This window comes from Streptomyces sp. NPDC033180, from assembly GCF_055577645.1.
Genome location: NZ_JBVIPU010000008.1, coordinates 141,148 through 165,937 on the forward strand (window position 1 = coordinate 141,148; position 24,790 = coordinate 165,937).

Consider the following 24,790-nt stretch of genomic DNA (forward strand, 5'->3'; position numbering starts at 1 on the left):
CCCCGCGAGGGAAGCCGGGCCTCGGTCCTTTTCGGGTGCGCGTCTTCCCGTCCTTTCGGGTGCGCGTCTTCCGGGTCGCGGGCCGTTGCCGACCGCGGATCGGCGTCCGTCCTCGCGCAGTTCCCCGCGCCCCTTACGGGGCGCTCCTTGTGTCTCTACGTATCGCTACTGCGGGCCGTACTTCCTGCCCGTACGGGATGTCACGCCCCCCAGCAGCGCCCTCGGCGTCACCTTCACCACGCCCATCAGCGCCTTGTAGCGCGGGTCCGGGATGGACAGGGACTTGCCGCGCGCCAGGTCGGCAAGACCGGCCGCGACCAGCTTGTCCGCGTCGAGCCACATCCACTTGGGGATGTTGGACGTCCCCATTCCGGCGCGCTCGTGGAACTCGGTGCGTACGAATCCGGGGCACAGGGCCATCAGCCGCACCCCGGAGCCGGCCAGATCCTTCGCCGCCCCCTGCGTGAACTGCACGACCCACGCCTTCGACGCGCCATACGTCCCGCGCGGCACGAACGCCGCCACCGAAGCGACGTTGACGACGCCACCACGGCCCCGCTCCCGCATCGACTCCGTCGCCGCCGACGTCAGCCGGAGCACCGCCTCGCAGTGCACCTTGAGCATCGTCAGCTCGTCCTCGATCGACACCTCCAAGTACCGGCCCTTGTTGCCGAACCCGGCGTTGTTCACAAGGAGGTCGACCGGATTCCTGCGGTCCGCGAGCCGCTTCTCGACGGCGGTGATCCCGTCGTCGGTCGCGAGGTCCGCGGTGAGCACCTCCGCCTCGATGCCGTGCCGGTCGTGCAGTTCGGTCGCCTGTTCCCGCAGCCGCTCGGTGTCCCGTGCCACAAGGACCAGGTTGTGGCCGTCACCGGCGAGCCGCCGGGCGAAGGCCGCGCCGATACCGGCGGTCGATCCCGTAATCAGAGCCGTAGTCATGGACCAAGGCTAGTGAGATCCGATGCCCCCTGCGTCGCCCGGACGGCCTCCCGGCCTGCTGTGCTTCGGTTTTCACGGCGGCCCCGGCCCAAGTCGCAGGGCCCGACGGCCAGTTACGACGCCTGCGATCCCTGTTCCTGCGCGTCCTTCTCCGCGTGCTTCTCCGCGTACGTCCGAGCCGTTTCGATCACCTCGGAATGGAGCGCGTCCCCGGCGGCGAGCAGGCTCGGCAGCAGATGCCTCTCCGTCGTGACCGCCCTGAACTGGAGGGCGACGGTGACGTCGTGCGCCGGCCGGTGCGCGATCTCCAGCGCGTCCCCGCCGCGGATCTCGCCCGGCTCGATCACCCGCAGATAGGCGCCGGGAGCGCCCTGTTGGGTGAAACGCCTGACCCACTGCGTCGCGCCGAGGTGGCCCTGGAAGGTCTGGCAGGGGATGCGGCCCGACGTCACCTCGAGGAGCAGATCGGGGCCGACGCGCCAGCGCTCGCCGATCTTCGCTCCGCTCACGTCGAGCCCGGACGTCGTGAGGTTCTCGCCGAAGGAGCCGTGGGGCAGCGGGCGGCCGAGCAGCCGTTCCCATGCGTCGAGGTCCTCGCGCGCGTAGGCGTACACCGCCTGGTCGTCGCCGCCGTGGTGCCGCAGGTCGCAGACCTCGTCCCCGGCCACCCCGCTTCCGGCGGCCCCCTTCGCGCCGGGAGCCGCCACCCGTACGGCCCCATCGGCGGGCTGCTTGTCGATGCCGGTTCCACCCGAGGGCGCGTCGGTGTACTCCACGGCTTTGTACCGGCCCAGATTCACGGAGAGAAGCTTCATGGCGGAAGGCTAGGCGAGTACGCTCAAAGCCTCGACGCATTATTGGGCACTTCACCCAAGCGTCGCTTATGCTCGAGTCATGATCGAGGCCCGCCATCTCCGTGTCCTGCGTGCGGTCGCCGCCACCGGCTCCTTCTCCGCCGCGGCGCGCGAGCTCGGCTGCACCCAGCCGGCCGTCAGTCAGCAGATGAAGGCGCTCGAAGCCTCCGCGGGCACGACACTGCTGATCCGCACAGGGCGTGAGATGCGCCTGACGCAGGCGGGCGAGGCCCTGGTCCGGCATGCTGCCGGGATCCTGGCGGGGCTGACGGCCGCCGAGGAGGAGGTCGCCGCGATCGCCGGCCTGCGGGCAGGCCGCGTCCGCCTCGTCTCCTTCCCCAGCGGCAGCTCGACGCTGGTGCCGAGCGCCCTGGCCGCCCTGCGCGCGGCGCACCCCGGCACCCGGGTCTCGCTCGTGGACGCCGAACCGCCGCGCTCGGTCGAGATGCTGCGCGAGGGCGACTGCGATGTGGCGCTTGCCTTCCGCTACGACGGCGCGTCCGCCGCCGAGGAGTGGGACGACCTGGTGGTGCGCCCCCTTCTCGCCGACCGGCTCGTCGGTCTCGTGCCGGAGGGGCACCGGCTCGCCAAGGCGGATGCGGTCGCGATCGGAGAGCTGGCCGACGAGTCGTGGATCGCGGGCTGCCCGCGCTGTCGCCGGCAGCTGGTCGAGGTCTGCGAAGGGGCGGGGTTCGTGCCCCGCATCGATTTCGCGACCGACGACTATCCGGCGGTGATCGGCCTGGTCGGCGCGGGCCTCGGGGTCGCGGTGCTGCCCGAGCTCGCCATCGAATCCGTACGCCCCAAAGGTGCACGCACAGTGACGGTGGAGCCTGCCGTCCAGCGCGAGATCGTCGCGCTCACCCTGCCGGATCTGGCGCAGGTGCCGGCGGTGGCGGCCACGCTGGACCACCTCGCGCGCGCCGCGGAGCGCTGAGCGCCTTCGAAGAAACGTTCCTTCAGGTGTGCGTGATCATGCCGCCGCTTGATGCCCTGGACGCGGCCGAGGTCGAGGCCGAGGCCGTGGGTGCGGACGTCGTGACGAGGCGGTTGCGGGCCCGGCCCATGAGCTCCTCGCGCTCGTCCTCGGTAAGACCGCCCCACACGCCGTACGGCTCCCGTACCGCGAGGGCGTGAGCAGCGCACTCCGCGCGTACCGGGCACCTCATGCAGACCTCCTTGGCGGAGTTCTCACGCGCGCTGCGTGCCGCGCCCCGCTCGCCCTCGGGGTGGAAGAAGAGCGAGCTGTCGACCCCGCGGCAGGCCGCGAGGAGCTGCCAGTCCCAGAGATCTGCGTTCGGTCCGGGAAGGCGGGAGAAATCTGCCATTGCTTGTCTCCTGGTAGCCGTTCTGCGCGGATACGGTGCCCACGACCGTACATCTACTGTCTAAGGAGATGAAAATATGACTCATTGGAAAATCTAGCCACAGACACCAGCAAAAGGGAAGGAAGAGGGCTAAATGGGGCATGGGTTGTGATGAAACGTTGAGGGTCTCTTGCGCCGCCTGCTCCGTGTCCGCGCCCTCACGTAGAGTGCCGAAGGAGGCCCACCGCCCCGTAACTCTTTCGGGTGACCGTCGTTGAGAGTGCGGAGGCGGTTGAAAGAACAAGCGCTCGGGCAGATGTCCGAGAGCGTCAACCGCACAGGTGACGAATAAGTACCAGCCTGGAGGCTCAAGGTGACGCGCAGCAGCTGTGAGAGCCGCGGAGGACAGTCATGACATCCGTCCTCGTCTGCGACGACTCCCCGCTCGCCCGAGAGGCGCTCCGCCGCGCGGTCGCGACCGTGCCCGGCGTCGAGCGCGTGACGACAGCGGCCAACGGCGAGGAAGTCCTCCGCCGCTGGGGCGCCGACCGCTCGGACCTGATTTTGATGGACGTACGCATGCCCGGTCTGGGCGGCGTGGAGACGGTCCGGCGGCTGCTGTCCGCCGACCCCGGTGCGCGCATCATCATGCTCACCGTGGCCGAGGACCTGGACGGGGTCGCACTCGCGGTCGCCGCCGGTGCCCGCGGCTATCTCCACAAGGACGCCTCGCGCGCCGAACTGCGCGCGACCGTCACGCAGGCGCTCGCCGACCCTACGTGGCGACTGGCTCCGCGCAGACTGCGTTCGGCCGAGATGGGCGCGGCGCCCACACTCACCGCGCGTGAGATCCAGGTGCTCGAGGGCATGAGCCACGGCCGGTCGAACGCCGAGATCGGACGTGAGCTTTTTCTCTCCGAGGACACGGTCAAGACCCACGCCCGGCGGCTGTTCAAGAAGCTCGGCGCCTCGGACCGCGCGCACGCCGTGGCGCTCGGTTTCCGCTGGGGCCTGGTCCGATAGGTGTGCCGCCGTGCGGGCACGGCGATCCCCGCCCGCCGTGTGGCGGGTGGGGTGACGGACGCCCGTCGCTCCCTCTCGCGGGAGCGGTTGCCGTTGCTTCGCCGCCGATGCCGCATCCTTGAGATGTGGAGTTCCTCGGGGACAGGTCGGTCGAGCGGGAGGGGAGGGCGCACGAGATGAGTTCCGGCGCACCTGCTCATAACGCTTCGGTGCACAACTACGGACGTGGTGCCACGGATCAATCAGCGCCAAGGCACCATGGACCGATGCGCGATGACAGGACGACGGTGATCGGTGCCCTCGTCCTTCGCGCGGTCGAGGGTGACGAGCAGGCGACGCACGATCTGCTGGCTCATGTGCACCCCCTGGCGCTGCGGTACTGCCGCACCAGACTCTCCCGACTGCCGGGCGACGCCCGGCACTTCGTGGAGGACCTGGCGCAGGAAGTGTGTGTCGCGGTCCTTCTGGCGCTGCCGCGCTACAAGGACACGGGCCGCCCCTTCGAAGCCTTCGTCTTCGCGATCGCCGCGCACAAGGTCGCCGATCTGCAGCGCGCGGCGATGCGCCATCCCGGGTCCACGGCGGTGCCGTCGGACGAGATGCCGGAGCGGCCCGACGACTCCCTCGGTCCCGAGGAGCGCGCGCTGCTCAGCAGCGACGCCGAGTGGGCCAAGAAGCTCATGGCGAACCTTCCGGAGAACCAGCGCGAGCTGCTGCTCCTGAGGATCGCGGTCGGGCTCACGGCCGAGGAGACCGGGCAGATGCTGGGCATGTCACCGGGCGCTGTGCGGGTCGCGCAGCATCGCGCGTTGAGTCGGTTGCGGGCACTGGCCGAGCAGTAGATCGGGCATCGGCCGAACAGCAGGTGCGGGCATCGGCCGAGCAGCGGGGTTCGGTACCGGTCGACGGCGGACTTCGACGGCTTTGCATGCCGTATGAACGTACGAACCTGGTCGATGATCTTGATCGTGGAATGAGACACCCTCTGTTCCCGTTAGCATGGACATCCGCACCGATCAAGGCCATTTGGGGAAGGTGTCATGACTGCAAACGTCGACGGAGTGCCCGAGAAATTCGCGACACTCGGGCTGACCTACGACGACGTGCTGCTGCTGCCCGGCGCGTCGGACATGGCGCCGGACCAGATCGACACTTCCTCGCTCATCTCGAAGAACGTGCGCGTGAACGTCCCGCTGCTCTCCGCGGCGATGGACAAGGTCACCGAGTCCCGCATGGCGATCGCCATGGCGCGACAGGGCGGCGTCGGCGTGCTGCACCGCAACCTCTCCATCGCGGACCAGGCCAACCAGGTCGACCTCGTGAAGCGCTCCGAGTCCGGCATGGTCACCGACCCGATCACGGTGCACCCGGACGCGACGCTCGGCGAGGCCGACGCGATCTGCGCCAAGTTCCGCATCAGCGGCGTCCCGGTGACCGACCCGGCGGGCAAGCTGCTCGGCATCGTCACCAACCGCGACATGGCCTTCGAGTCGGACCGCACGCGCCAGGTGCGCGAGGTCATGACGCCGATGCCGCTGGTCACCGGCAAGGTCGGCATCTCCGGCGTCGACGCCATGGAGCTGCTGCGCCGCCACAAGATCGAGAAGCTTCCGCTCGTCGACGACAGCGGTGTCCTCAAGGGCCTCATCACGGTCAAGGACTTCGTCAAGGCCGAGAAGTACCCCGGCGCCGCCAAGGACAGCGAAGGCCGCCTCCTGGTGGGCGCCGCCGTCGGTGTCGCGGGCGACTCCTTCGAGCGCGCCCAGGCCCTGATCGAGGCGGGCGTCGACTTCATCGTCGTCGACACCGCGCACGGCCACTCCCGTCTGGTCGGCGACATGGTCGCCAAGATCAAGTCCAATGCCTCGGGCGTGGACGTCATCGGCGGCAACATCGCCACGCGTGACGGCGCCAAGTCCCTCATCGACGCCGGTGTCGACGGCATCAAGGTCGGCGTCGGACCCGGCTCCATCTGTACGACGCGTGTCGTCGCCGGCATCGGCGTACCGCAGGTGACGGCCATCTACGAAGCGTCGCTCGCCGCCAAGGAGGCCGGTGTCCCGGTCATCGGCGACGGCGGCCTGCAGTACTCGGGCGACATCGCCAAGGCGCTCGTCGCCGGCGCGGACACGGTCATGCTGGGCTCGCTGCTCGCGGGCTGCGAGGAGTCCCCGGGCGAGCTGATGTTCATCAACGGCAAGCAGTTCAAGTCGTACCGCGGCATGGGCTCGCTGGGCGCGATGCAGACGCGCGGCGACCGCAAGTCCTTCTCCAAGGACCGGTACTTCCAGGAGGGCGTCGCCTCCGACGAGAAGCTGGTGCCCGAGGGCATCGAGGGCCAGGTGCCCTACCGCGGCCCGCTCTCCTCGGTCGTGCACCAGCTGGTCGGCGGTCTGCGCCAGTCGATGTTCTACGTAGGCGGCCAGACGGTGCCGGAGCTCCAGCGGAACGGCCGTTTCGTACGGATCACATCGGCGGGCCTCAAGGAGAGCCACCCGCACGACATCCAGATGACGGTCGAAGCGCCCAACTACACGAACAAGCGCTGACGGCGCTCCACGCGCGCGTGGTGGGCGGTCCGGATTCCCCGGGCCGCCCCCTTTGCGCGCGTCGGGGATACTGGAGCGGCAGACCGAGTGCCGAAGTGCCGAAGAAGTGCGAAGTACCGAAGAAAGCTGAAGGGCCACCCACGTGACTGAGATCGAGATCGGGCGCGGCAAGCGCGGCCGCCGGGCGTACGCCTTCGACGACATCGCCGTCGTACCGAGCCGTCGTACCCGCGACCCGAAGGAGGTCTCGATCGCCTGGCAGATCGACGCCTACCGCTTCGAGCTGCCCTTCCTGGCGGCGCCGATGGACTCGGTCGTCTCGCCGCAGACCGCGATCCGCATCGGTGAGCTGGGTGGACTGGGCGTACTGAACCTCGAGGGCCTGTGGACGCGGTACGAGGACCCGCAGCCGCTGCTCGACGAGATCGCGGAGCTCGACACCGACAACGCCACCCGGCGCCTCCAGGAGATCTACGCCGCTCCGATCCAGGCCGATCTGATCAAGCAGCGCATCAAGGAGGTGCGCGACTCGGGCGTGGTCACCGCCGCCGCGCTCTCCCCGCAGCGCACCGCGGAGTTCTCCAAGGCCGTCGTGGACGCCGGTGTCGACATCTTCGTCATCCGCGGGACGACCGTCTCCGCCGAGCACGTCTCCGGCGCCGCCGAGCCGCTCAACCTCAAGCAGTTCATCTACGAGCTCGACGTGCCGGTGATCGTCGGTGGCTGCGCCACGTACACCGCCGCGCTGCACCTGATGCGCACCGGCGCGGCCGGTGTCCTCGTCGGCTTCGGCGGCGGCGCCGCGCACACCACGCGCAACGTCCTGGGCATCCAGGTGCCGATGGCCACCGCCGTCGCGGACGTCGCGGCCGCACGCCGTGACTACATGGACGAGTCCGGCGGCCGGTACGTGCACGTCATCGCGGACGGTGGCGTGGGCTGGTCCGGCGATCTGCCCAAGGCCATCGCCTGCGGCGCCGACTCGGTGATGATCGGCTCCCCGCTGGCTCGTGCCACGGACGCGCCCGGCAAGGGCCACCACTGGGGCATGGAGGCCGTCCACGAGGACGTGCCGCGCGGCAAGCGGGTCGACCTCGGCGTGGTCGGCACGACGGAGGAGATCCTCTCGGGTCCCTCGCACATCCCGGACGGCTCGATGAACTTCTTCGGGGCGCTGCGCCGGGCGATGGCGACGACGGGCTACAGCGAGCTCAAGGAGTTCCAGCGCGTCGAGGTGACGGTCGCGGACTCGCAGCACAAGCGGTGACGCCGCGCTGAGCGGAGCGTGTGATCGATGTGGGGCCCGGACGCTGACGCGTCCGGGCCCCACATGCGTGCGGGGAGCCCCACGCGCGCGTGCCCGGCTACAGGCGGTGGGCCGCGCCCGCCGGGGTCGCGCCGCGGGTGTCGAGCAGGAGCTGTGCCTTCACGGCGAGGCCCTGCAGGTCGTACGTGCGGTGGTGCTGGAGCAGGATCGTGAGGTCGGCGTCGGCGGCGGCATCGTAGAGGGAGTCCGCGCGGGGCACGGGGTGGCCGAGCACGCTCCAGCTGGGGACGTAGGGGTCGTGGTAGCTGACGGCGGCGCCCATCTCCATCAGGCGGGTCGCGACCTCCTGGGCGGGGGAGCCCTGCTGATCGGCGAGGTCGGGCTTGTAGGTGACGCCGAGGAGCAGGACGCGGGCGCCGCGGGCGGACTTGCCGTGTTCGTTGAGCAGGGTCGCCGAGCGCTGGATCACGTACCGGGGCATGCGGTCGTTGACCTGCTGGGCCAGTTCGACCATGCGCAGGGGGCGTGCGCCGCGGCCGGGGCCGGGGATGTCCAGGGCGACCCCGTGGCCGCCGACGCCGGGGCCCGGCCGGAAGGCCTGGAAGCCGAAGGGCTTGGTCTCCGCGCAGCGGATGACGTCCCACAGGTCGATGCTCAGGTCGTGGCAGAGCACGGCCATCTCATTGACCAGGGCCATGTTCACGTGCCGGTAGTTGGTCTCCAGGAGGTGCACGGTCTCGGCCTCGCGCGGGCCACGCGCGCGTACGACCTTGTCGGTGAGGCGGCCGTAGAAGGCGGCGGCCGATTCGGTGCAGGCCGGGGTGAGGCCGCCGATGACCTTGGGGGTGCCGGCGTAACCGTGGGTGCGGTTGCCCGGGTCGAGGCGGCCGGGCGAGTGCGCGAGGTGGAAGTCGCGGCCCGCGCGCAGGCCCGATCCGTCTTCGAGGATGGGGCGCAGGAATTCCTCCGTGGTTCCCGGGTAAACGGGTGACTCGAGGATGACCGTGGTGTGCGGGCGCAGGCGCGCGGCCAGGGCGCGGGCGGCGTCGGCCACCTGGCTCAGGTCGAGGCTGCGGTCGGCTGCCGGAGGAGTGGGGGCACAGATGACCGCGGTACGGACCCGGCCGAGCTCGGCCGGGTCGGTCGTGGGCCGGAAGCCCCCCGAGAGCATCCGGCGGACATCGGCGGCGGTGAGGGTTCCCTCGGCGCCGTCGCAGGGCAGGCGGCCGCTCGCCAGGTCGACGGCGCGGGCGGGGTCGTAGCCGATGGTGGCGATGCCGCCGGAGACGGCGGCCTGGGCGAGGGGCAGGCCGAGGTGGCCGAGACCGATGACGGCGAGATCTGCGGGCATGGCGGTGGGCCGTCCTCCCAATAGCCGGAGCGGGACGAGCGCGCAAGTCCTGTGGACAAGGTGGACCAGCGCAATGTCAGACTAGGAGTAAATATGACCGTTATGCGGCATTGCGCTGTGCCGGGCGTCGGAGTGTTGGCCGCGGGGTTGTCCACAGGCGGCGGTCGAACTCAGCGGACCCGACCAGAATCTGGGCATGATGTGAGCGCGACCACACCCGACAGCTAACGGGAGGCAGCGGTGAGGACAGCGACCTTGGGACCGGCGGAGCGTGCCGAGTCACTTGCGGGAATGGCCGAGCGGGAGCTGGATGTCCTGGTCGTGGGAGCGGGAGTGGTCGGTGCGGGCACCGCACTGGACGCCGTGACCCGCGGCCTGTCCACCGGCCTGGTCGAGGCGCGGGACTGGGCCTCGGGCACCTCCAGCCGGTCGAGCAAGCTGATCCACGGCGGACTGCGCTATCTGGAGATGCTCGACTTCGCGCTGGTGCGGGAGGCGCTGAAGGAGCGCGGCCTGCTCCTGGAGCGGCTCGCCCCGCACCTCGTGAAGCCGGTGCCGTTCCTGTACCCCTTGCAGCACAAGGGGTGGGAGCGGATCTACGCCGGATCGGGCGTCGCGTTGTACGACGCCATGTCGATGTCACGTGGACACGGCCGCGGCCTGCCCATGCACCGCCACCTGACCCGGCGTCACGCCCTGCGTGTCGCCCCGTGTCTGAAGAAGGACGCCCTGACGGGTGCCATGCAGTACTACGACGCGCAGATGGACGACGCCCGCTATGTGGCGACCCTGGTGCGCACCGCGTCGGCTTACGGCGCCAAGGTCGCCAACCGGGCGCGCGTGACGGGCTTCCTGCGCGAGGGCGAACGGGTCGTCGGCGCCCGGGTGCAGGACGTGGAAGGCGGCGGGGAGTACGAGGTCCGGGCCAAGCAGGTGGTGAACGCGACCGGCGTGTGGACGGACGACACACAGGCGATGGTCGGGGAGCGGGGGCAGTTCCACGTCAGGGCGTCCAAGGGCATCCATCTGGTCGTTCCCAAGGACCGGATCAACTCGACGACCGGCCTGATCCTGCGCACCGAGAAGAGCGTCCTCTTCGTCATTCCGTGGGGCCGGCACTGGATCGTGGGCACGACCGACACCGACTGGGACCTGGACAAGGCGCATCCCGCGGCGTCCAGCGCCGACATCGACTATCTGCTGGAGCATGTGAACTCGGTGCTCGGGGTGCCCCTTTCGCGGGACGACGTCCAAGGGGTGTACGCGGGTCTCCGGCCGCTGCTCGCCGGTGAGTCGGACGCCACGAGCAAGCTGTCCCGTGAGCACACGGTGGCCCATCCGGCGCCGGGCCTCGTGGTCATCGCCGGCGGCAAGTACACGACGTACCGAGTGATGGCGAAGGACGCCGTGGACGAGGCGGTGCACGGCCTCGACCAGCGGGTCGCCGACTGTGTCACCGAGGACATTCCGCTGGTCGGCGCCGAAGGGTACAAGGCGCTGTGGAACGCGCGCGCCGGGATCGCCGCCCGTACCGGACTTCATGTGGTGCGCGTGGAGCACCTGTTGAACCGGTACGGCTCGCTGGCGGAAGAGGTCCTCGCCCTCGTCACGGCCGACCCCACCCTGGGCGAACCGCTCACTGCCGCGGACGACTATCTGCGCGCCGAGATCGTCTATGCCGCGTCGCACGAGGGCGCACGGCACTTGGACGACGTGTTGACCCGGCGCACACGGATCTCGATCGAGACGTTCGACCGGGGCACGCGCAGTGCGCGGGTGTGCGCCGAGTTGATGGCGCCGGTGCTCGGCTGGGACAAGGACCAGGTGGAGAGGGAGGTCCAGCATTACGAGAAGCGGGTGGAGGCGGAGCGGGAGTCGCAGCGGCAGCCGGATGACCTGACGGCGGACGCGGCGAGGCTGGGGGCGCCGGACATCGTGCCGCTCTAGCGCGGACACCGCGCGCTCCGGCGCTGACATCGCGATACTCCAGCGCGGACATAACGATGCTCCAGCGCTGACAAGCTGGCAGAACTCGGCTGCCAGGTGCGCTCGTTCGATGGCCGAGGGCTCGTCGACGTGGGCGAAGCGCCAGTGGGGTTGGCGGGTCTCCTGCCGGTCGGATGCAGGGTTCGGGGCCTCTGGCGCGGTCGTTGACCAGGCGGCTCTGTGGGCCAACAGAGCCGCGGCGGGGGCCTTGCCCTGGGTGGCGAGCAACGGAAGAGTGGCGTCCGTGGCCGGTTTCGCGGCCGGCGGCGCACTGGCGGAAGGCGGGCCGAAATCGGCCGCAGAGGGGGGTATGGCCGACAGTGTCCGTGGATTGGGGGCGGCGGTCCCTGCCTGTGCGGAGCCCATCATGAGGGACGTTGGACCCTGGGCGTAGACCGGTCCCCGAGTGAGGGACAATGGAGGCTCTGTCAGGGCGGGTTGCGCGGGTAGCAGCGGTAGCAGCAGAGGGGACGCATGTCGGACGCGGAGAAGACGGGTCAGTCCCGTCAGGACAAGAGCGAACGTCTCCTCTCCGGGCGCTACCGGCTGGGAGAAGTGCTCGGCCGCGGCGGAATGGGAACCGTCTGGCGTGCCAAGGACGAGACACTCGGCCGTACGGTCGCGGTGAAGGAACTGCGCTTTCCCTCGAGCATCGACGAGGAAGAGAAGCGGCGGCTCATCACGCGTACGTTGCGTGAGGCCAAGGCGATCGCGCGGATTCGCAACACCAGTGCGGTGACCGTGTACGACGTGGTCGACGAGGACGACCGGCCGTGGATCGTGATGGAGCTGGTCGAGGGCAAGTCGCTCGCCGAGGCCATTCGCGAGGACGGGCTGCTCACGCCGAGGCGTGCGGCCGAGGTCGGGCTCGCGGTGCTCGACGTACTGCGGTCCGCGCACCGCGAGGGTATTCTGCACCGCGACGTGAAGCCGTCGAACGTGCTGATCGCCGAGGACGGGCGGGTCGTCCTCACGGACTTCGGCATCGCGCAGGTCGAGGGCGATCCGTCGATCACGTCCACCGGCATGCTCGTCGGCGCTCCCTCGTACATCTCGCCGGAGCGGGCGCGAGGGCACAAGCCGGGTCCGGCTGCCGACCTGTGGTCGCTGGGCGGCCTGCTGTACGCGGCTGTGGAAGGCGTTCCTCCGTACGACAAGGGCTCGGCGATCGCCACCCTCACGGCGGTGATGACCGAGGACGTCGAACAGCCGACGAACGCGGGGCCGTTGGAGAAGGTCATCTACGGCCTGCTCGCCAAGGACCCCGAGCAGCGGCTCGACGACGTGGGGGCGCGGGCGCTCCTGATCGACGTGATTCACGCGCCGGAGGTCAAGGACGAGCCGGAGCCGGTCGACGCGACGAAGGTCGTGCCGCTGCCTCCGGTGCCGCCGGCCTCGGGGACGGGGAAGCGGTTCGGCAAGGGCAAGGGGGGCGTCGGCCGTGCGGCCGGGGCGGGCGCGGCCGGTGGCGGCGCTGCGGGCGCCGCTGGTGCGGCGGCCAAGTCCGAGTCCGCCACGGCCTCCGGGTCTGCGGGCTCCTCCGTGGATTCCGGCGGCGGCAAGGGCGAGGAGGTCGCCGAGCGGCTGAAGGGTGCGCTCCGGTCGGTGCGGAAGGCCGCGGCTGCGACTACCGCTCGGGGTGCGGGGGCCGGGACGACTGCTTCCGCTTCCGCTTCTGCTTCGCCGTCTGTCTCGGGCTCGGATTCCACCTCCGACTCCGACTCCGGCTCCACCTCCAACTCGAACCCCACCTCCAACCACACCTCCCATTCCAACTCCGGTTCCGGCTCAGCTTCTGGGGCGGTGGCGGGGAAGCCTTCGCGCTCCGGGGCGGCTGGGGGAGCCTCCGGTTCTTCGAGTACTTCGCCGGTTCCGGCGACGCCGCCGCGTGCGACGCCTCCCAAGGCCTCGCTCACCGACGTGGTGCCTCGGCGCACGCTCGTGATCTTCTCGTTGGCCCTCGCGCTCGCGGTGCTCGGAACCGTGCTCGCGTTCGCACTGAGCGACGGGGACGGCAGCGGTGCGCGGGACAGCAAGAACGGCGGCGACAAGGCCGCGTCCAGCGGGGCGACCGCGGGCGACGGCGAGAAGGAGGAGGGCAAGGGCACCGGGCAGGACGACAGTGCCGAGAAGGACAGGGCCAAGGACGAAGCTGAGGCGAGCGCGGGGGCGAGCCCCGGTTCGGGTGAGGGCGAGCCGAGCGAGAGCGACGACGGTGACGGCGGTGACGATGACTCCGGCAAGAAGCCGGAAGACGCTGTCGAGTCGACGTACAAGCACTCCCAAGGTTTCTCCGTGGGTCTGCCCAAGGGCTGGAAGTACCAGTCCACGAGCGTCGCGGGCGCGCGTTTCTCCGGGCCGGACGGGCAGAAGCTGCTGATCGGCTGGACTCCCACCCCCAAGTCGGACCCCGTGGGCGACTGGAAGAGCCAGGAGTCGTACATGGTCCGGTCGCAGTACAAGCGGATCCGGATAGAGAAGGTCGACTTCCGGGGCTGGAACACGGCCGACTGGGAGTTCACGTACGTCGACGGCGGCACGAAGTACCGCTCGATAGACCGTGGGTTCGTCGTCAACGACCACCTGGGCTACGGACTGATGTACACGTCCAAGGCGGACAAGTGGGACAGCGGCGAGCGCAAGGACGCGTGGCGGGCCTTCACGAAGTCGTTCGAACCGAAGAAGTAGTGGCTGTGCAGGTAGTGGCCGTACAAGGAGCAGCCGCAGAAGAAGCAGCCGAAGAAGTAGCAATCCCCTCAATGTGGTTTGCCTCTGGCACGTATCGTGAGTGCTTGCGGACCGTACGCAGCCGCAACAGGGCGTAAGGCGAACGGAATTGACCACCGGGCGGACGGGGGAGGCGTCGTGGACGAATACGCGGGGCGGGTACTCGCCGACCGCTATCGCCTGCCGCTGCCTCCCGCGGATGAGTACGAACTCGCCGAGACCCGGGCCTTTGACACCTACAGCGGACAGGAAGTCCTGGTCAGGCAGGTGCCGTTGCCTGAGGTCGTCGACGCGGAAGTGCTCGAGCTCGATGAGCGTGACCTCCCGGAGGGGGAGCTTCCGGCAGGGTTCGTGAGCGCGGGGGCCGTGCGCCGGCCGTCGGCGCGTACGACCCGGCGGCCGTCGGATCCGGCGGTGCGTCGGGCGATAGAGGCGGCGCAGGCCGCCGCGCAGATCCCCGACCATCCGCGGCTCGACCAGGTCTTCGACGTCTTCGCCGAGGGCGGTTCGCTGTGGATAGTCAGCGAGTTGGTGGCGGCGAGGCCGCTCGCCGCGCTGCTCGCGGACCGGCCGCTGAGTCCGTACCGCGCGGCGGAGGTCGCGTCGGACGTGGTGACGGCGCTGCGGGTGCTGCACGCGCACGGCTGGGTGCACCGGAACATCACCGCCCGCACGGTCCTGGTCTGCGACGACGGCCGGGTGGTCCTCACGGGCCTCGCGGCGGGCGCGGCGGAAGAGGCGCTGTGCGGGTACGACCCTCGGCCCGAGGAGTTCCTCGGGGGGTTCGAGGGCGGGGGTGACTCCGATGTCGGTGGGGTGCCCGAGGCGGAGGAATCCGACGGGTCGAGCGGGCCTGCCGCGATCGAGGCCGCCCCGGCCCCGGGGCCCGGAGGTGACGCGCGGGCCGCACGAACCAGCGCCATAGCCGCGTATCGCGCCGGGGCGCGGGCTGCGGCGCGGGTGAGCGAGGACGAGGGGCGCCGGGGCGCGGAGTTGCCGGGGCCCAGGGCCGGCGGGTCGTTCGGAGCGGGCCCGGGGGGCGGCGAGGGGTACGACGAGGGCGGCAGGGGCGGGGGCGATGCCGAGACTGCCGGCCGGATCCTGGATCCGTACGGGGTCGGGGGTACGAAGCCGTGGCACGGAGCGGTGCCGAGGGGCGGTGGATCGGGGGCTTCGAGTCCCGGTGGGGGCAAGGACGCCGGGCCCGCTGACGAGGGAACCGGCCGCGGCGAGCCCGCCCCAGGGGAGCGCGCCGGCTTCGGTTACGGAGGGCAGGACGCTGAGCGGGAGCGCGCCGGCTTCGGTTACGGAGGGCAGGACGCTGAGCCTGGCTCTGGCGGGCAGGGTGCCGAGCCTGGCCTGAGCGGCTCGCGTCCGCCGTCCGGCTACGGCGGACGGGGTTCCGGCCCGAACCAGGCCGCCCCGGGTGCCGACTCTGCCGGCGGGGGAGAAGGCTCTGGTTACGGTGCTTCGGGCGCAGCTTCGGGCTCTGCGTCGGGCCGTGGTGGGCAGGGCTCCGGCTACGGTGCGTCGGGCCGCGGTGGGCAGGGCTCCGGCTACGGTGCGCCGGGCCGCGGTGGGCAGGGCCCTGGCTACGGCACGCCGGGCACCGCTTCCAGTTCCGGATCGGGCTCCACGCCGGGCTCCGCGCCCGGCTTCGGGCCGGGCTCCGCGCACGGCTCCGCGCCGGGCTCCGCGCCGGGCTCCGCGCACGGCTCCGCGCACGGCTCCGGGCCGGGCTCCGCGCACGGTCGCGGTGGGCGGGGGCAGGTCGCCGCGAGGCAGGGTGTGCCTGGTTCTGCCGTTGGCCGAGGCGGGCAGGGTGCCATTGAGGTTGGTCCTGGCCATGGCAGTCCTCCAGCCGCATCCGTTCCCTCGGCATCGTCCGGCCACAGTTACTGGGACGCCCTCGTCGCCGAGCGAAGTGGGGCACGGCGTGGGCCCGCGACCGCTCTGGCCGCGGAGCGGGCCCGGCACGCCCGGATGACCGTGGTCGGGGGCGTGACCGAGCGGTGGGCGCCCGAGCAGGCCGGGCCCGTGCACGAGAACTGGCAGCTCGCCCCGCCCATCGGGCCCGCCACCGACCTCTGGGCGCTGGGCGCCTTGCTGTTCAGGGCCGTGCAGGGCCACGCGCCCTACCCGGAGGAGAGCACCTTCGAGCTCGTCCAGTTGGTGTGCGCCGAGCCGCCCGCCTTCGCGGAGGAATGCGGAGCCCTGCGTCCCGTCGTCGAGTCGTTGCTGCGTCAGGACCCAACCGAGCGACTCGACATCGAGGAACTGAGCGGCTGGCTGCGGTCACTGGTCCGCTCCGCACCCGAGCCGGACGCCGGTGCGAACGTCGTACCCGCGCCGCCGTTCGACGCCCGGCGGCTGCCTGTCGTACGCCGTCGCGGTGATCTCGTACGTCGGAAGAAGCGACGTGCCCCCGCACCCGCCGCCCCCATGCAGGACGCCCGGCAGAACGCCCGGCAGAACGGGCGCCACAAGCACAAGCGAGGGCGGGAAGCCAGGCAGGCGGCCGCGGCGCCCAGGCCCCAGCGGACAGCAGCAGCAGCCGCCCCCACGCCCAAGCGCTCAGCCGCCAAGCAGAGCAGTACGGGGCGGCCGCGTTCCCTGGGGCGGCTCCTGCTCCTCCTCATCCTGGTCGGGCTCGCCGCAGCGGTCGCGTACGCCATGGTCTTCATGCCCAAGTCGGGGGAGAACGAGGGCAGTGGGCGCACGGGCTCCGTGGGAGACCCCGGCACCAGCCAGGCGCCCGACACCGGCAGCAGCTCCAGCGCCCAGCCCAGCGAGGACGGCGAGGACGGCAAGTCCGGTGGGCCCAGCGAGAAGCCCGAGAAGAGCCCCGGCTCGCAGAAGCCGCAGACCAGCGGGCCCGAAGTGCCGCAGGGCTTCACGCTCCGCAAGGACGCCGCGGGCTTCCGGGTCGCCGTCGCCAGCGGCTGGGACCGGCAGCCCAAGAACGGCCGGGGACAAGTCGTCTACACGCGGGGTGACTTCGAGCTCATCGTCGTACCGGGGCGGGACGGCACGGACGAGTACGGCAGCGACCCCATGAAGTACCAGCGTGAGCACGAGCGCGAACTGCAGCCGTTCCGCGACTCGACCTGGGCGGAGTCCTCGGGAATGCGCAGGATCGACGTGGGCGGACGGGTCATGGGCGAGGGGCAGTTCACCTGGCAGGGCCCGGGCGGCGGCGAAGTCTTCGTACGCAATCTCGCGATGATTGTCGGCGGGAAGTACCACGTCGTGCAGATCCGGGGGCCCGAGGCCGAGCGTGACGAAGTGGACCGGCTCTATGAACAGGCCTCGTCGACCTATGAGGTCACCGATTGAGCGTCGGGTATCCAATTGAGCACCGGCCCCTTGTCCATTGCTCACCGCTCACTGCCCGTTGCTCACCGCCTATCGCTCATCGCTCATCGGCCCGACGACGTTGCGTCGCGCGTCACAGTGAGGTCTCCGAGCACCCCCGGAGGTTCCCCGTACGCCGACCGCTCCCTAATCTGGGCCATGTCAGAACCAATGCGGGGGATCGTGAATCAGATGCAGGGCCTGCTCCTCGCGGGCCGCTACCGGCTCGGAGAGTCCATCGGCCGCGGTGGCATGGGCAGGGTGTGGCGCGCACGGGACGAGGTGCTGCACCGGACCGTCGCCGTCAAGGAGCTGACGGCCGCACAGTTCGTGCAGGAGGCCGACCGCGCGGTCCTCTTCGCCCGTACGCACGCTGAGGCGCGGGCCGCCGCCCGGATCAACCACCCCGCGGTCGTCACCGTCCACGACGTCCTGGAGTACGACGACCGGCCCTGGATCGTGATGGAGCTGGTCGAGGGCCGCTCGCTCGCCGACGCCGTCAAGGAACGGGGCCGCATCGATCCCGTCGAGGCCGCCCGCATCGGCCTGTGGACCCTGAAGGCCCTGCGCGCCGCGCACGCCGCCGGGGTCCTGCACCGCGACGTCAAGCCCGGCAACGTACTCCTGGCGGACGACCGGCGCATCCTGCTGACCGACTTCGGGATCGCCGCGATCGAGGGGGACACGACGATCACGCGGACCGGCGAGGTCGTCGGCTCCGTCGACTACCTGGCGCCCGAGCGGGTCAGCGGCGCCAACCCCGGCCCCGCCTCAGACCTGTGGGCGCTCGGTGCCACCCTGTACACGGCGGTCGAGGGGAACTCCCCGTTCCGGCGTACGTCTCCGCTGGGCACCATGCAGGCCGTGGTCACGGAGGAGCCCGCGCCGGCCGCGTACGCGGGGGCGCTCGCCCCTGTCATCAGCGCGCTCCTGCGCAAGGACCCGGAGACCCGGCCGACGGCCGAGGAAGCCGAGCTGATGCTCGCGGAGGCGGCGGAGGGACGCAGGCCGAGCGGGGCGCAGGCGTACGTGCCGACGCAGAACCATGCCACCCACGGCAGCCACACCGCCCACGGTACCCACACCACCCACGGCACGTCCCAGCAGCCGCAGCAACACCCGCAGCAACACCCGCACCCGCAACCGCAGGCCCACACCCCGCAGTTCGGCCACCACCCCGTGGAGCCCGGCACCGTGGTCACCGGAATCGGGAGCGGGAACGGAAACGGGATCGGGAGCGGGATCGGGATCGGGAACACCGTCGGTTCCTCCGGTTCCTCCGTTTCCTCCGGATCCTCCGGCACCGTCGTCCACGGCCCCCACCAGCCCACGTCCCACACTCACCTCCCTTCCCACCCCAACCCCCCGAAGCGCCGCAAGCGCCCCGCGCTCGTCGCCGCCGTCGCGGCGGTCCTGCTGCTCGGCGGCGGGACCGCGGGCTACCTGTCCTACGGGGACGGCGATGACGGTCGTACGCAGCAGTCCAGTGACGGGAAGGCGGGCAAGACCGTCGGCGGCATCCCCGAGGACTGGCCGCGGGTGAAGGACGCAGAAGGCTTCAGCCTCAGGCTGCCCAAGGGCTGGGAGCGCGAGGCCGACGGCAGCCAGATCGACTACACGCCCGACCACGGACGCCACTTCGTGCGCATCGGCATAGACCGCAAACCGACGTGGGAGAGCCCCTACACGCACCAGCTGGACCTGGAGAAGAACTCCAAGGTCAAGCTGCCGGGCTACCAGCGGCTGCAACTGGACCAGAACACCTTCCGCGACCGGCCGGGCGCGCTCTGGGAGTTCAGCTGGACGGCCGGGGCGAACGACACGACCGCGGGCCCGCGCCGCGCGATCGAACAGATGTATCTCAGCCGTGAAGGCGTCGAGTACGTGATTTACATGTCGTCCCCCGCGGAAGACTGGAGCACGGCACGCCAGCAGTTCGACGCGATGCTCCGGGGCTGGCGGGAGCGCTGAATGCCCTCTCCCGCGGCCGTGATGGCAGGGACAAGCGGCCGGAACCAGTCCGCCCCGCACGCCCACAGGGTCCGTCCGCACACCTGTGGGGCATGATGGCCGCATGGGGAGCGTGGGGGACAACGCGCGGGTCATAGCCGGCCGTTACCGCCTGGACGCGCGGCTCGGCAGGGGTGGCATGGGCGTGGTCTGGCAGGCCACTGACCAGTTTCTCGGCCGGCGGGTCGCCGTCAAGGAACTCGCCCTCGACGACACGCTCTCGGAATCCGACGCGATGCAGCAGCGCGAACGGACCCTGCGCGAGGCGCGGGCTGCGGCGCAGCTCAGGCATCCGCACATCATCGTCGTCCACGATGTCGTCGTGCAGAGCGACCGCCCGTACATCGTCATGGAGTTGATCGAGGGCGGTTCGCTGGCCGGGCGGATCGCGCGGACGGGTCCGATGAGCGCGCGTGAGGTGGCGCGGATGGGCATCGGCCTGCTGGGCGCGCTGCGTGTCGCGCACGCCGCCGGGGTCCTGCACCGCGACATCAAACCCGCGAACGTCCTCATGGAGGAGACGACCGGGCGCGTCGTGCTCACCGACTTCGGGATCGCGCAGGTCAGCGGGGCGACGACGCTGACGGAGATCGGATCGTTCGTGGGCTCGCCCGAGTACACCGCTCCCGAGCGGATGTCGGGCGAGCGGACAGGACCCGAGTCCGACCTCTGGTCGCTCGGCGCGCTGCTCGTCACGGCGATGACCGGCGAATCGCCCTTCCGCCGGGACTCGATCAGTGGCGTGCTGCACGCCGTCGTCTTCGACGAGATCCGCCCGCCACCGGCGGCGGCACCCCTGCTGCCCGTGATCCTCGGCCTCCTCGAACGCAACCCGGACCGGCGGCTCGGGGCGGGGGAGGCGGAGCGGCTGCTGCGGACGTACGTCGAGACGGGGCGCATGCCGTCGACGCCCGCGGGCCGGGCCGGCAGCCAGCCGTCGGCGCTGCCGGTCGGGCCGATCGGCGGCTACACGCCCACCTACCGCGATCTGCCCACGCGTCCGCCCGCGCAGCAGGCCGGCCCTTCCCGTCGCCGCAGCCGGGCCATGCTGATCGCGGCGGCGCTCGTGGCCGCGGTGGCCGGGGCAGGGGTGTCCGCCGCGCTTCTGATGAGCAGGGACGGTGGCGGCGACGGTGACAAGCCGCCGCCGACGGCCACGCAGTCCGCGCCGACGAAGACGGTGAGCCCCTCCCCGTCCCCGACCCCGACGGTGACGGTGACGCGCGGCTCCCGCACCCCCAAGCCCTCCACTCCCGAGGCCCCGGAGGGCTACCGCGTGACGAAGGACCGCCGCGGCTTCACGCTCGCCGTGCCCGACGGCTTCACGCGCGAGGTGGACGGGCCCCGCGTCTTCTACAAGTCGGCGGGCGGCACCTTCCGCATCGGCATCAAGGAGTCGGCCCCGGAGCCGGGCGGCCCGCTCGCCGTGCAGCGCCGCTCCGACGCCAAGGGGCCCGAGAACAACCCGGGTTACCGGGACGGCGAGGTCACGGAGACCTCGCACAACGGACGGCCCGCGGCCCTCTGGCAGTTCAGCTGGGACGGTTTCACAGAGGCGGAGGGCGCCCGGCACACGTACGACCTCTGCTGGGAGGAGGGCGGCCGGATGTACGACGTGTGGGTCTCGGCGCCGGTCGGCAGGGCCGAGGAGGGCCGGCGGTACTTCGACACGGCGGTCGACTCGTTCGTGCGCCGCTGACGTAGACCGCAGAGGCACGCCGCTGAAGTTCCGCCGGGTGCATCGCCCGGGTCACAAGTCAGTGACCCGGGTGGAACGAAAGACCGTCGGCAAGGTACTGATGTGTGCATGAGTAATGACGGGGGAGCCTCCTACGGTCCGTACGAACCCACCAGTTACGGACTGCAGACGCCACAGCCACAGCCTTACCAGCAGACCGCGCAGCACCCTGCCGGCCCGCAGCAGCCCGGTGCTTCCGGTCAGCAGCAGCCCGGCGCTTCCGGCCCGCAGCACCCCGGTGCTCCGACGCCGCCCCCGTCGCCCTACGCCCAGCCCACCCAGGTGGTGCCGAATCAGCCGTCGGAGCCGGATCCGGGCGCGGGCCGTCTGATCGCGGGCCGCTACCGCCTGCTGTCCAAGCTCGGCCACGGCGGCATGGGCACGGTCTGGCGTGCGAAGGACGAGACGGTGGACCGCGAGGTCGCCGTCAAGGAACCCCGCATCCCCGACCACCTCCCCGAGCGCGAGCGCGCCAACGCCTTCGAGCGGATGCGCCGCGAGGCGCGTGCCGCGGCCCGCCTCGACCACCCGGCCGTGGTCAACGTCCACGATGTGGCGGTGGAGGACGGCCAGCCGTGGATCGTCATGGAACTGGTCAAGGGCCGCTCGCTCGGCGCCGCCCTCCAGGAGGGCACCCTGGGCGCCCGCGACGCCGCACGCATCGGCCTCGAGGTGCTCGGCGCCCTGGACGCCGCTCACCAGGCGGGCATCCTGCACCGTGACGTCAAGCCGGACAACGTGATGCTGGGGCAGCACGACCGCGTCGTCCTCACCGACTTCGGCATCGCCCAGATCGAGGGCGAGACGAACCTGACGGACACGGGCGGCTTCGTCGGCTCGCCCGAGTTCATCGCCCCGGAGCGGGTGCTCGGCCAGCGCCCCGGCCCGGCGTCGGACCTCTGGTCGCTCGGCGTGGTCCTGTACGCCGCGACGGAGGGCGTGTCGCCGTTCCGGCGCAACAACACCCCCGCGACGCTGCAGTCCGTCCTGAACGCGACGCCGGCGGCGCCGGCTTCGGCCACGGGCCCGCTCGCGCACGCGATCAACAGCCTCCTGATCAAGGAGCCGGCCCAGCGCCCGCGCGCCGCGCAGGTCCGCGCCCTCCTGGAGGAGGCGGCGCAGCCGCCGCAGACGGCGCCTACGCGGGTCGTCCAGGTCGGTGGCGGAGGCGCGTCGGGCGGCACGGGCGTCACCCTCGGGCGCAAGGCGCTCATGGGCATCGGCGCGGTGGTCGTCGCGGCCGTGGTCGCGGGCGTCCTCGTGGTCATGAACCCGTTCGCCGCGGATGAGGCGGATAGCTGGAAGAAGCACGAGGAGAAGACGCTGGGCGCGACGCTCGCGGCGCCGCCGGACTATGTGAAGTCCGTGCCGGACGGCATCGACAAGACGGAGCACTGGGTCAGTTACACCGATCCGAGCACCGCCATCTCGATCACTCTGTATCTCGAGAAGAAGTCCGAGGACACCACGGGAGAGATGGCGGGGTCGGCGGCCGCGCAGGCGTACAGCGACGGCGACGCGATCGAGAGTGGCGACGAGAGCAGCATGGCCGAGGCGCCCGCCCCGCGGAGCAGGACGGCGAAGACCTCGTACAAGGACCGGGAGTCCGCCGAAAACACAATCACGTACGTCGACGACTCGGACTCGGACAGACTGAAGCCGCGCGAGGCCAAGGTCTTCTACTACAAGACCGCCAAGCCCGGCGATATGTACAAGCTCTGGATCGACTACCCGAGCAAGGGCGACTTCACCGAGCGCGGCCGCGAGGTCGCCAAGAGCGCGATCGCGAATCTGGAGATCGACAAGCTCTGACCCGACGCGGTCGGCGACGGGGACGCGTGAATTCGCGTCCCCACTTGATCAACTCCAACTAAGCCCCTGATCAGGGCCTTTGCCGCCAGCAATCGCTGGCACGATGTGTCCGCCCGGCGAAAGTGGATTACCGACGGGTACCCAAAACCCTGACCTGGGCCTACGCTCACCCCCATGACGGACTCGCAGGCCACCGCAGCGCCCCTCGGAACGAACCCGATAGCCACCGCCCCCGAAGGCGCGCGCACCGCCGCCGACGTGGTGACTCCCGAGCTCATCGCGCAGCTCACCCGGGACGTGATCGGTTCGGCACGGACCGCCAACCACATGCCGTTCACCGGCGAGAAGCTGGCCGACCTGCCCGAGTCCACCCCCGAGGACGTGGCCACCGCCTTCGAGCGCGCCCGGGTCGCCCAGGTCGCCTGGGAGCGCACCCCGGTCCGCCGCCGCGCCGCGGTCCTGCTGCGCTTCCACGACCTGGTCCTGCAGCGCCAGGCCGAGGTCCTGGACCTCATCCAGCTGGAGACCGGCAAGGCCCGGCTGCACGCGCACGAGGAGCTGCAGGCCGTCGCCGTCGCCGCCCGGCACTACGGCCGCAAGGCCCCCGCGTATCTGAACCCCAAGCGGCACACCGGCGTCGTACCGACCCTCACGAAGGTCACCGAGAACCGCCAGCCGCGCGGTGTGGTCGGCCAGATCGCGCCCTGGAACTACCCCTTCGAGCTGTCCATCGGCGACGCCCTTCCCGCGCTCGTCGCGGGCAACGCGCTGGTGATGAAGCCCGACACGGAGACCTGCCTGACCGCCCTGTGGGCGCGTGACCTGATCATCGAGGCGGGGCTGCCCGCGGAGGTCTTCCAGGTCGTCATCGGTGACGGGCCCGTCGTCGGACCCGAGATCGTCAAGCACGCCGACTACGTCTCCTTCACCGGCTCCACCCGCACCGGCCGCGAGGTCGCGCAGGGCGCCGCGGGCCGCCTCGTCGGCGTCTCGCTCGAACTGGGCGGCAAGAACGCCATGTTGGTGCTGCATGATGCCGACAGCGACAAGGCCGCCGCGGGCGCCGTGCGCGCCTGCTTCTCGTCGGCGGGCCAGCTGTGCATCTCCATCGAGCGGCTGTACGTCCACGAGTCGATCGCGGACGAGTTCGTGGAGCGCTTCGCCAAGCGGACCAAGGCGATGCGGCTCGGCCGCTCCCTCGCGTACGGCGCGGAGATGGGCTCGCTGGTCGGCGAGCGGCAGCTGGAGACCACCAAGCGGCACGTCGACGAGGCGGTCGCCAAGGGGGCGACGCTGATCGCGGGCGGCGTCGCCCGGCCCGACATCGGCCCGTTCTTCTTCGAGCCGACGATCCTGGACGGCGTCGAGTCCCCGATGGCGGTGTGCGGCGAGGAGACCTTCGGCCCGGTCGTCTCCATCTACCGCTTCACCGACGAGAACGAAGCGGTCGAGCTCGCGAACTCCACGTCGTACGGACTGAATTCCTCGGTCTGGACGAAGGACGGCAGCCGCGGCCGCAAGCTCGCCGCCCGCCTGCGCACCGGCACCGTCAACGTGAACGAGGGCTTCGCGCCCGCCTACGGCAGCGTGCAGTCGCCGATGGGCGGCATGAAGGACTCGGGCCTCGGCCGCAGGCACGGCTCCGAGGGCATCCTGAAGTACACCGAGGCGCAGACCGTCGCGCACCAGCGTCTTATGCCGCTCGCGCCGTCCTTCGGCATGGACGACGAGAAGTACGCGGCGTTCATGAGCCTGAGCCTGAAGGTGATGAAGTCCCTGCGCCTGCGCTAGGCCGGGAGCCGGGCCCGGGCCCGCACGAACCCGGGTCCTCAAGTTCCTTTCTCTAGGGGTTAGTTCTCAACGAGGAGAGTCG

The 24,790-nt window shown here is 70.9% G+C and carries 16 protein-coding genes; 12 read left to right on the forward strand and 4 right to left on the reverse strand.

Annotated features, from left to right (window positions below):
- Window positions 1-165: 165 nt before the first annotated feature.
- Window positions 166-939, reverse strand: a complete 774-nt coding sequence (locus ACZ5WE_RS22530) for an SDR family NAD(P)-dependent oxidoreductase (protein WP_467691578.1) — start codon at window positions 937-939, stop codon at window positions 166-168.
- Window positions 940-1,052: 113 nt separating this feature from the next.
- Window positions 1,053-1,754, reverse strand: coding sequence for an MOSC domain-containing protein (locus ACZ5WE_RS22535; RefSeq protein WP_467691580.1), 702 nt, complete (start codon window positions 1,752-1,754; stop codon window positions 1,053-1,055).
- Window positions 1,755-1,833: 79 nt separating this feature from the next.
- Here ACZ5WE_RS22535 and ACZ5WE_RS22540 point away from each other — a divergent pair, with 79 nt between their 5' ends.
- Window positions 1,834-2,730 carry a LysR family transcriptional regulator gene (locus tag ACZ5WE_RS22540; protein ID WP_467691582.1) on the forward strand — a complete coding sequence of 299 codons (897 nt, stop codon included), beginning with the start codon at window positions 1,834-1,836 and terminating at the stop codon, window positions 2,728-2,730.
- Window positions 2,731-2,752: 22 nt separating this feature from the next.
- Here ACZ5WE_RS22540 and ACZ5WE_RS22545 read toward each other — a convergent pair whose 3' ends face one another.
- On the reverse strand, window positions 2,753-3,121 hold the full coding sequence (locus ACZ5WE_RS22545) for a WhiB family transcriptional regulator (protein ID WP_467691583.1): 369 nt from the start codon (window positions 3,119-3,121) through the stop codon (window positions 2,753-2,755).
- 390 nt (window positions 3,122-3,511) lie between these two features.
- On the opposite strand from ACZ5WE_RS22545, the gene ACZ5WE_RS22550 reads away from it, so the two are divergent.
- From ACZ5WE_RS22550 to ACZ5WE_RS22565, 4 genes are all read left to right on the forward strand, one after another.
- Window positions 3,512-4,123 carry a response regulator transcription factor gene (locus tag ACZ5WE_RS22550; RefSeq protein WP_003948568.1) on the forward strand — a complete coding sequence of 204 codons (612 nt, stop codon included), beginning with the start codon at window positions 3,512-3,514 and terminating at the stop codon, window positions 4,121-4,123.
- A gap of 266 nt (window positions 4,124-4,389) precedes the next feature.
- Window positions 4,390-4,965: a sigma-70 family RNA polymerase sigma factor gene (locus ACZ5WE_RS22555; RefSeq protein ID WP_160506701.1), complete on the forward strand. Its 576-nt coding sequence runs from the start codon at window positions 4,390-4,392 to the stop codon at window positions 4,963-4,965.
- Between the two features lie 198 nt (window positions 4,966-5,163).
- Window positions 5,164-6,672: an IMP dehydrogenase gene (gene guaB, locus ACZ5WE_RS22560; protein WP_467691585.1), complete on the forward strand. Its 1,509-nt coding sequence runs from the start codon at window positions 5,164-5,166 to the stop codon at window positions 6,670-6,672.
- 142 nt (window positions 6,673-6,814) lie between these two features.
- Entirely contained in the window at window positions 6,815-7,939 is a 1,125-nt protein-coding gene (locus ACZ5WE_RS22565) for a GuaB3 family IMP dehydrogenase-related protein (RefSeq protein WP_467691587.1), read from the forward strand.
- Between the two features lie 97 nt (window positions 7,940-8,036).
- Here the strand turns inward: ACZ5WE_RS22565 and ACZ5WE_RS22570 are convergent, their stop codons facing one another.
- On the reverse strand, window positions 8,037-9,290 hold the full coding sequence (locus ACZ5WE_RS22570) for a nucleotide sugar dehydrogenase (protein WP_467691589.1): 1,254 nt from the start codon (window positions 9,288-9,290) through the stop codon (window positions 8,037-8,039).
- 240 nt (window positions 9,291-9,530) lie between these two features.
- On the opposite strand from ACZ5WE_RS22570, the gene ACZ5WE_RS22575 reads away from it, so the two are divergent.
- From ACZ5WE_RS22575 to ACZ5WE_RS22605, 7 genes are all read left to right on the forward strand, one after another.
- Window positions 9,531-11,237, forward strand: coding sequence for a glycerol-3-phosphate dehydrogenase/oxidase (locus ACZ5WE_RS22575; protein ID WP_467691591.1), 1,707 nt, complete (start codon window positions 9,531-9,533; stop codon window positions 11,235-11,237).
- Between the two features lie 513 nt (window positions 11,238-11,750).
- Window positions 11,751-13,964 carry a serine/threonine-protein kinase gene (locus ACZ5WE_RS22580; RefSeq protein ID WP_467691593.1) on the forward strand — a complete coding sequence of 738 codons (2,214 nt, stop codon included), beginning with the start codon at window positions 11,751-11,753 and terminating at the stop codon, window positions 13,962-13,964.
- 177 nt (window positions 13,965-14,141) lie between these two features.
- On the forward strand, window positions 14,142-17,339 hold the full coding sequence (locus tag ACZ5WE_RS22585) for a protein kinase (protein ID WP_467691595.1): 3,198 nt from the start codon (window positions 14,142-14,144) through the stop codon (window positions 17,337-17,339).
- A gap of 210 nt (window positions 17,340-17,549) precedes the next feature.
- On the forward strand, window positions 17,550-19,328 hold the full coding sequence (locus tag ACZ5WE_RS22590; protein ID WP_467691833.1) for a serine/threonine-protein kinase: 1,779 nt from the start codon (window positions 17,550-17,552) through the stop codon (window positions 19,326-19,328).
- A 103-nt stretch (window positions 19,329-19,431) separates the two neighbouring features.
- Window positions 19,432-21,066 (forward strand): serine/threonine-protein kinase, encoded by a 1,635-nt coding sequence (locus ACZ5WE_RS22595; protein ID WP_467691597.1) that lies wholly within the window; start codon window positions 19,432-19,434, stop codon window positions 21,064-21,066.
- Between the two features lie 108 nt (window positions 21,067-21,174).
- Window positions 21,175-22,917, forward strand: coding sequence for a serine/threonine-protein kinase (locus tag ACZ5WE_RS22600; protein ID WP_467691599.1), 1,743 nt, complete (start codon window positions 21,175-21,177; stop codon window positions 22,915-22,917).
- A 174-nt stretch (window positions 22,918-23,091) separates the two neighbouring features.
- On the forward strand, window positions 23,092-24,708 hold the full coding sequence (locus tag ACZ5WE_RS22605; protein ID WP_467691601.1) for a succinic semialdehyde dehydrogenase: 1,617 nt from the start codon (window positions 23,092-23,094) through the stop codon (window positions 24,706-24,708).
- The last annotated feature ends 82 nt before the right edge of the window (window positions 24,709-24,790 follow it).

Excerpts from the sequence above, each read along its gene's own strand:
- ACZ5WE_RS22550 (WP_003948568.1), top strand. The coding sequence starts at position 3,512 with ATGACATCCGTCCTCGTCTGCGACGACTCCCCGCTCGCCCGAGAGGCG.
- ACZ5WE_RS22590 (WP_467691833.1), top strand. The coding sequence starts at position 17,550 with ATGCAGGGCCTGCTCCTCGCGGGCCGCTACCGGCTCGGAGAGTCCATC.
- ACZ5WE_RS22600 (WP_467691599.1), top strand. The coding sequence starts at position 21,175 with ATGAGTAATGACGGGGGAGCCTCCTACGGTCCGTACGAACCCACCAGT.
- ACZ5WE_RS22535 (WP_467691580.1), bottom strand. The coding sequence starts at position 1,754 with ATGAAGCTTCTCTCCGTGAATCTGGGCCGGTACAAAGCCGTGGAGTAC.
- ACZ5WE_RS22530 (WP_467691578.1), bottom strand. The coding sequence starts at position 939 with ATGACTACGGCTCTGATTACGGGATCGACCGCCGGTATCGGCGCGGCC.
- ACZ5WE_RS22605 (WP_467691601.1), top strand. The coding sequence starts at position 23,092 with ATGACGGACTCGCAGGCCACCGCAGCGCCCCTCGGAACGAACCCGATA.
- ACZ5WE_RS22540 (WP_467691582.1), top strand. The coding sequence starts at position 1,834 with ATGATCGAGGCCCGCCATCTCCGTGTCCTGCGTGCGGTCGCCGCCACC.
- ACZ5WE_RS22545 (WP_467691583.1), bottom strand. The coding sequence starts at position 3,121 with ATGGCAGATTTCTCCCGCCTTCCCGGACCGAACGCAGATCTCTGGGAC.
- ACZ5WE_RS22595 (WP_467691597.1), top strand. The coding sequence starts at position 19,432 with ATGGGGAGCGTGGGGGACAACGCGCGGGTCATAGCCGGCCGTTACCGC.
- ACZ5WE_RS22580 (WP_467691593.1), top strand. The coding sequence starts at position 11,751 with ATGTCGGACGCGGAGAAGACGGGTCAGTCCCGTCAGGACAAGAGCGAA.
- ACZ5WE_RS22570 (WP_467691589.1), bottom strand. The coding sequence starts at position 9,290 with ATGCCCGCAGATCTCGCCGTCATCGGTCTCGGCCACCTCGGCCTGCCC.
- guaB (WP_467691585.1), top strand. The coding sequence starts at position 5,164 with ATGACTGCAAACGTCGACGGAGTGCCCGAGAAATTCGCGACACTCGGG.
- ACZ5WE_RS22555 (WP_160506701.1), top strand. The coding sequence starts at position 4,390 with ATGCGCGATGACAGGACGACGGTGATCGGTGCCCTCGTCCTTCGCGCG.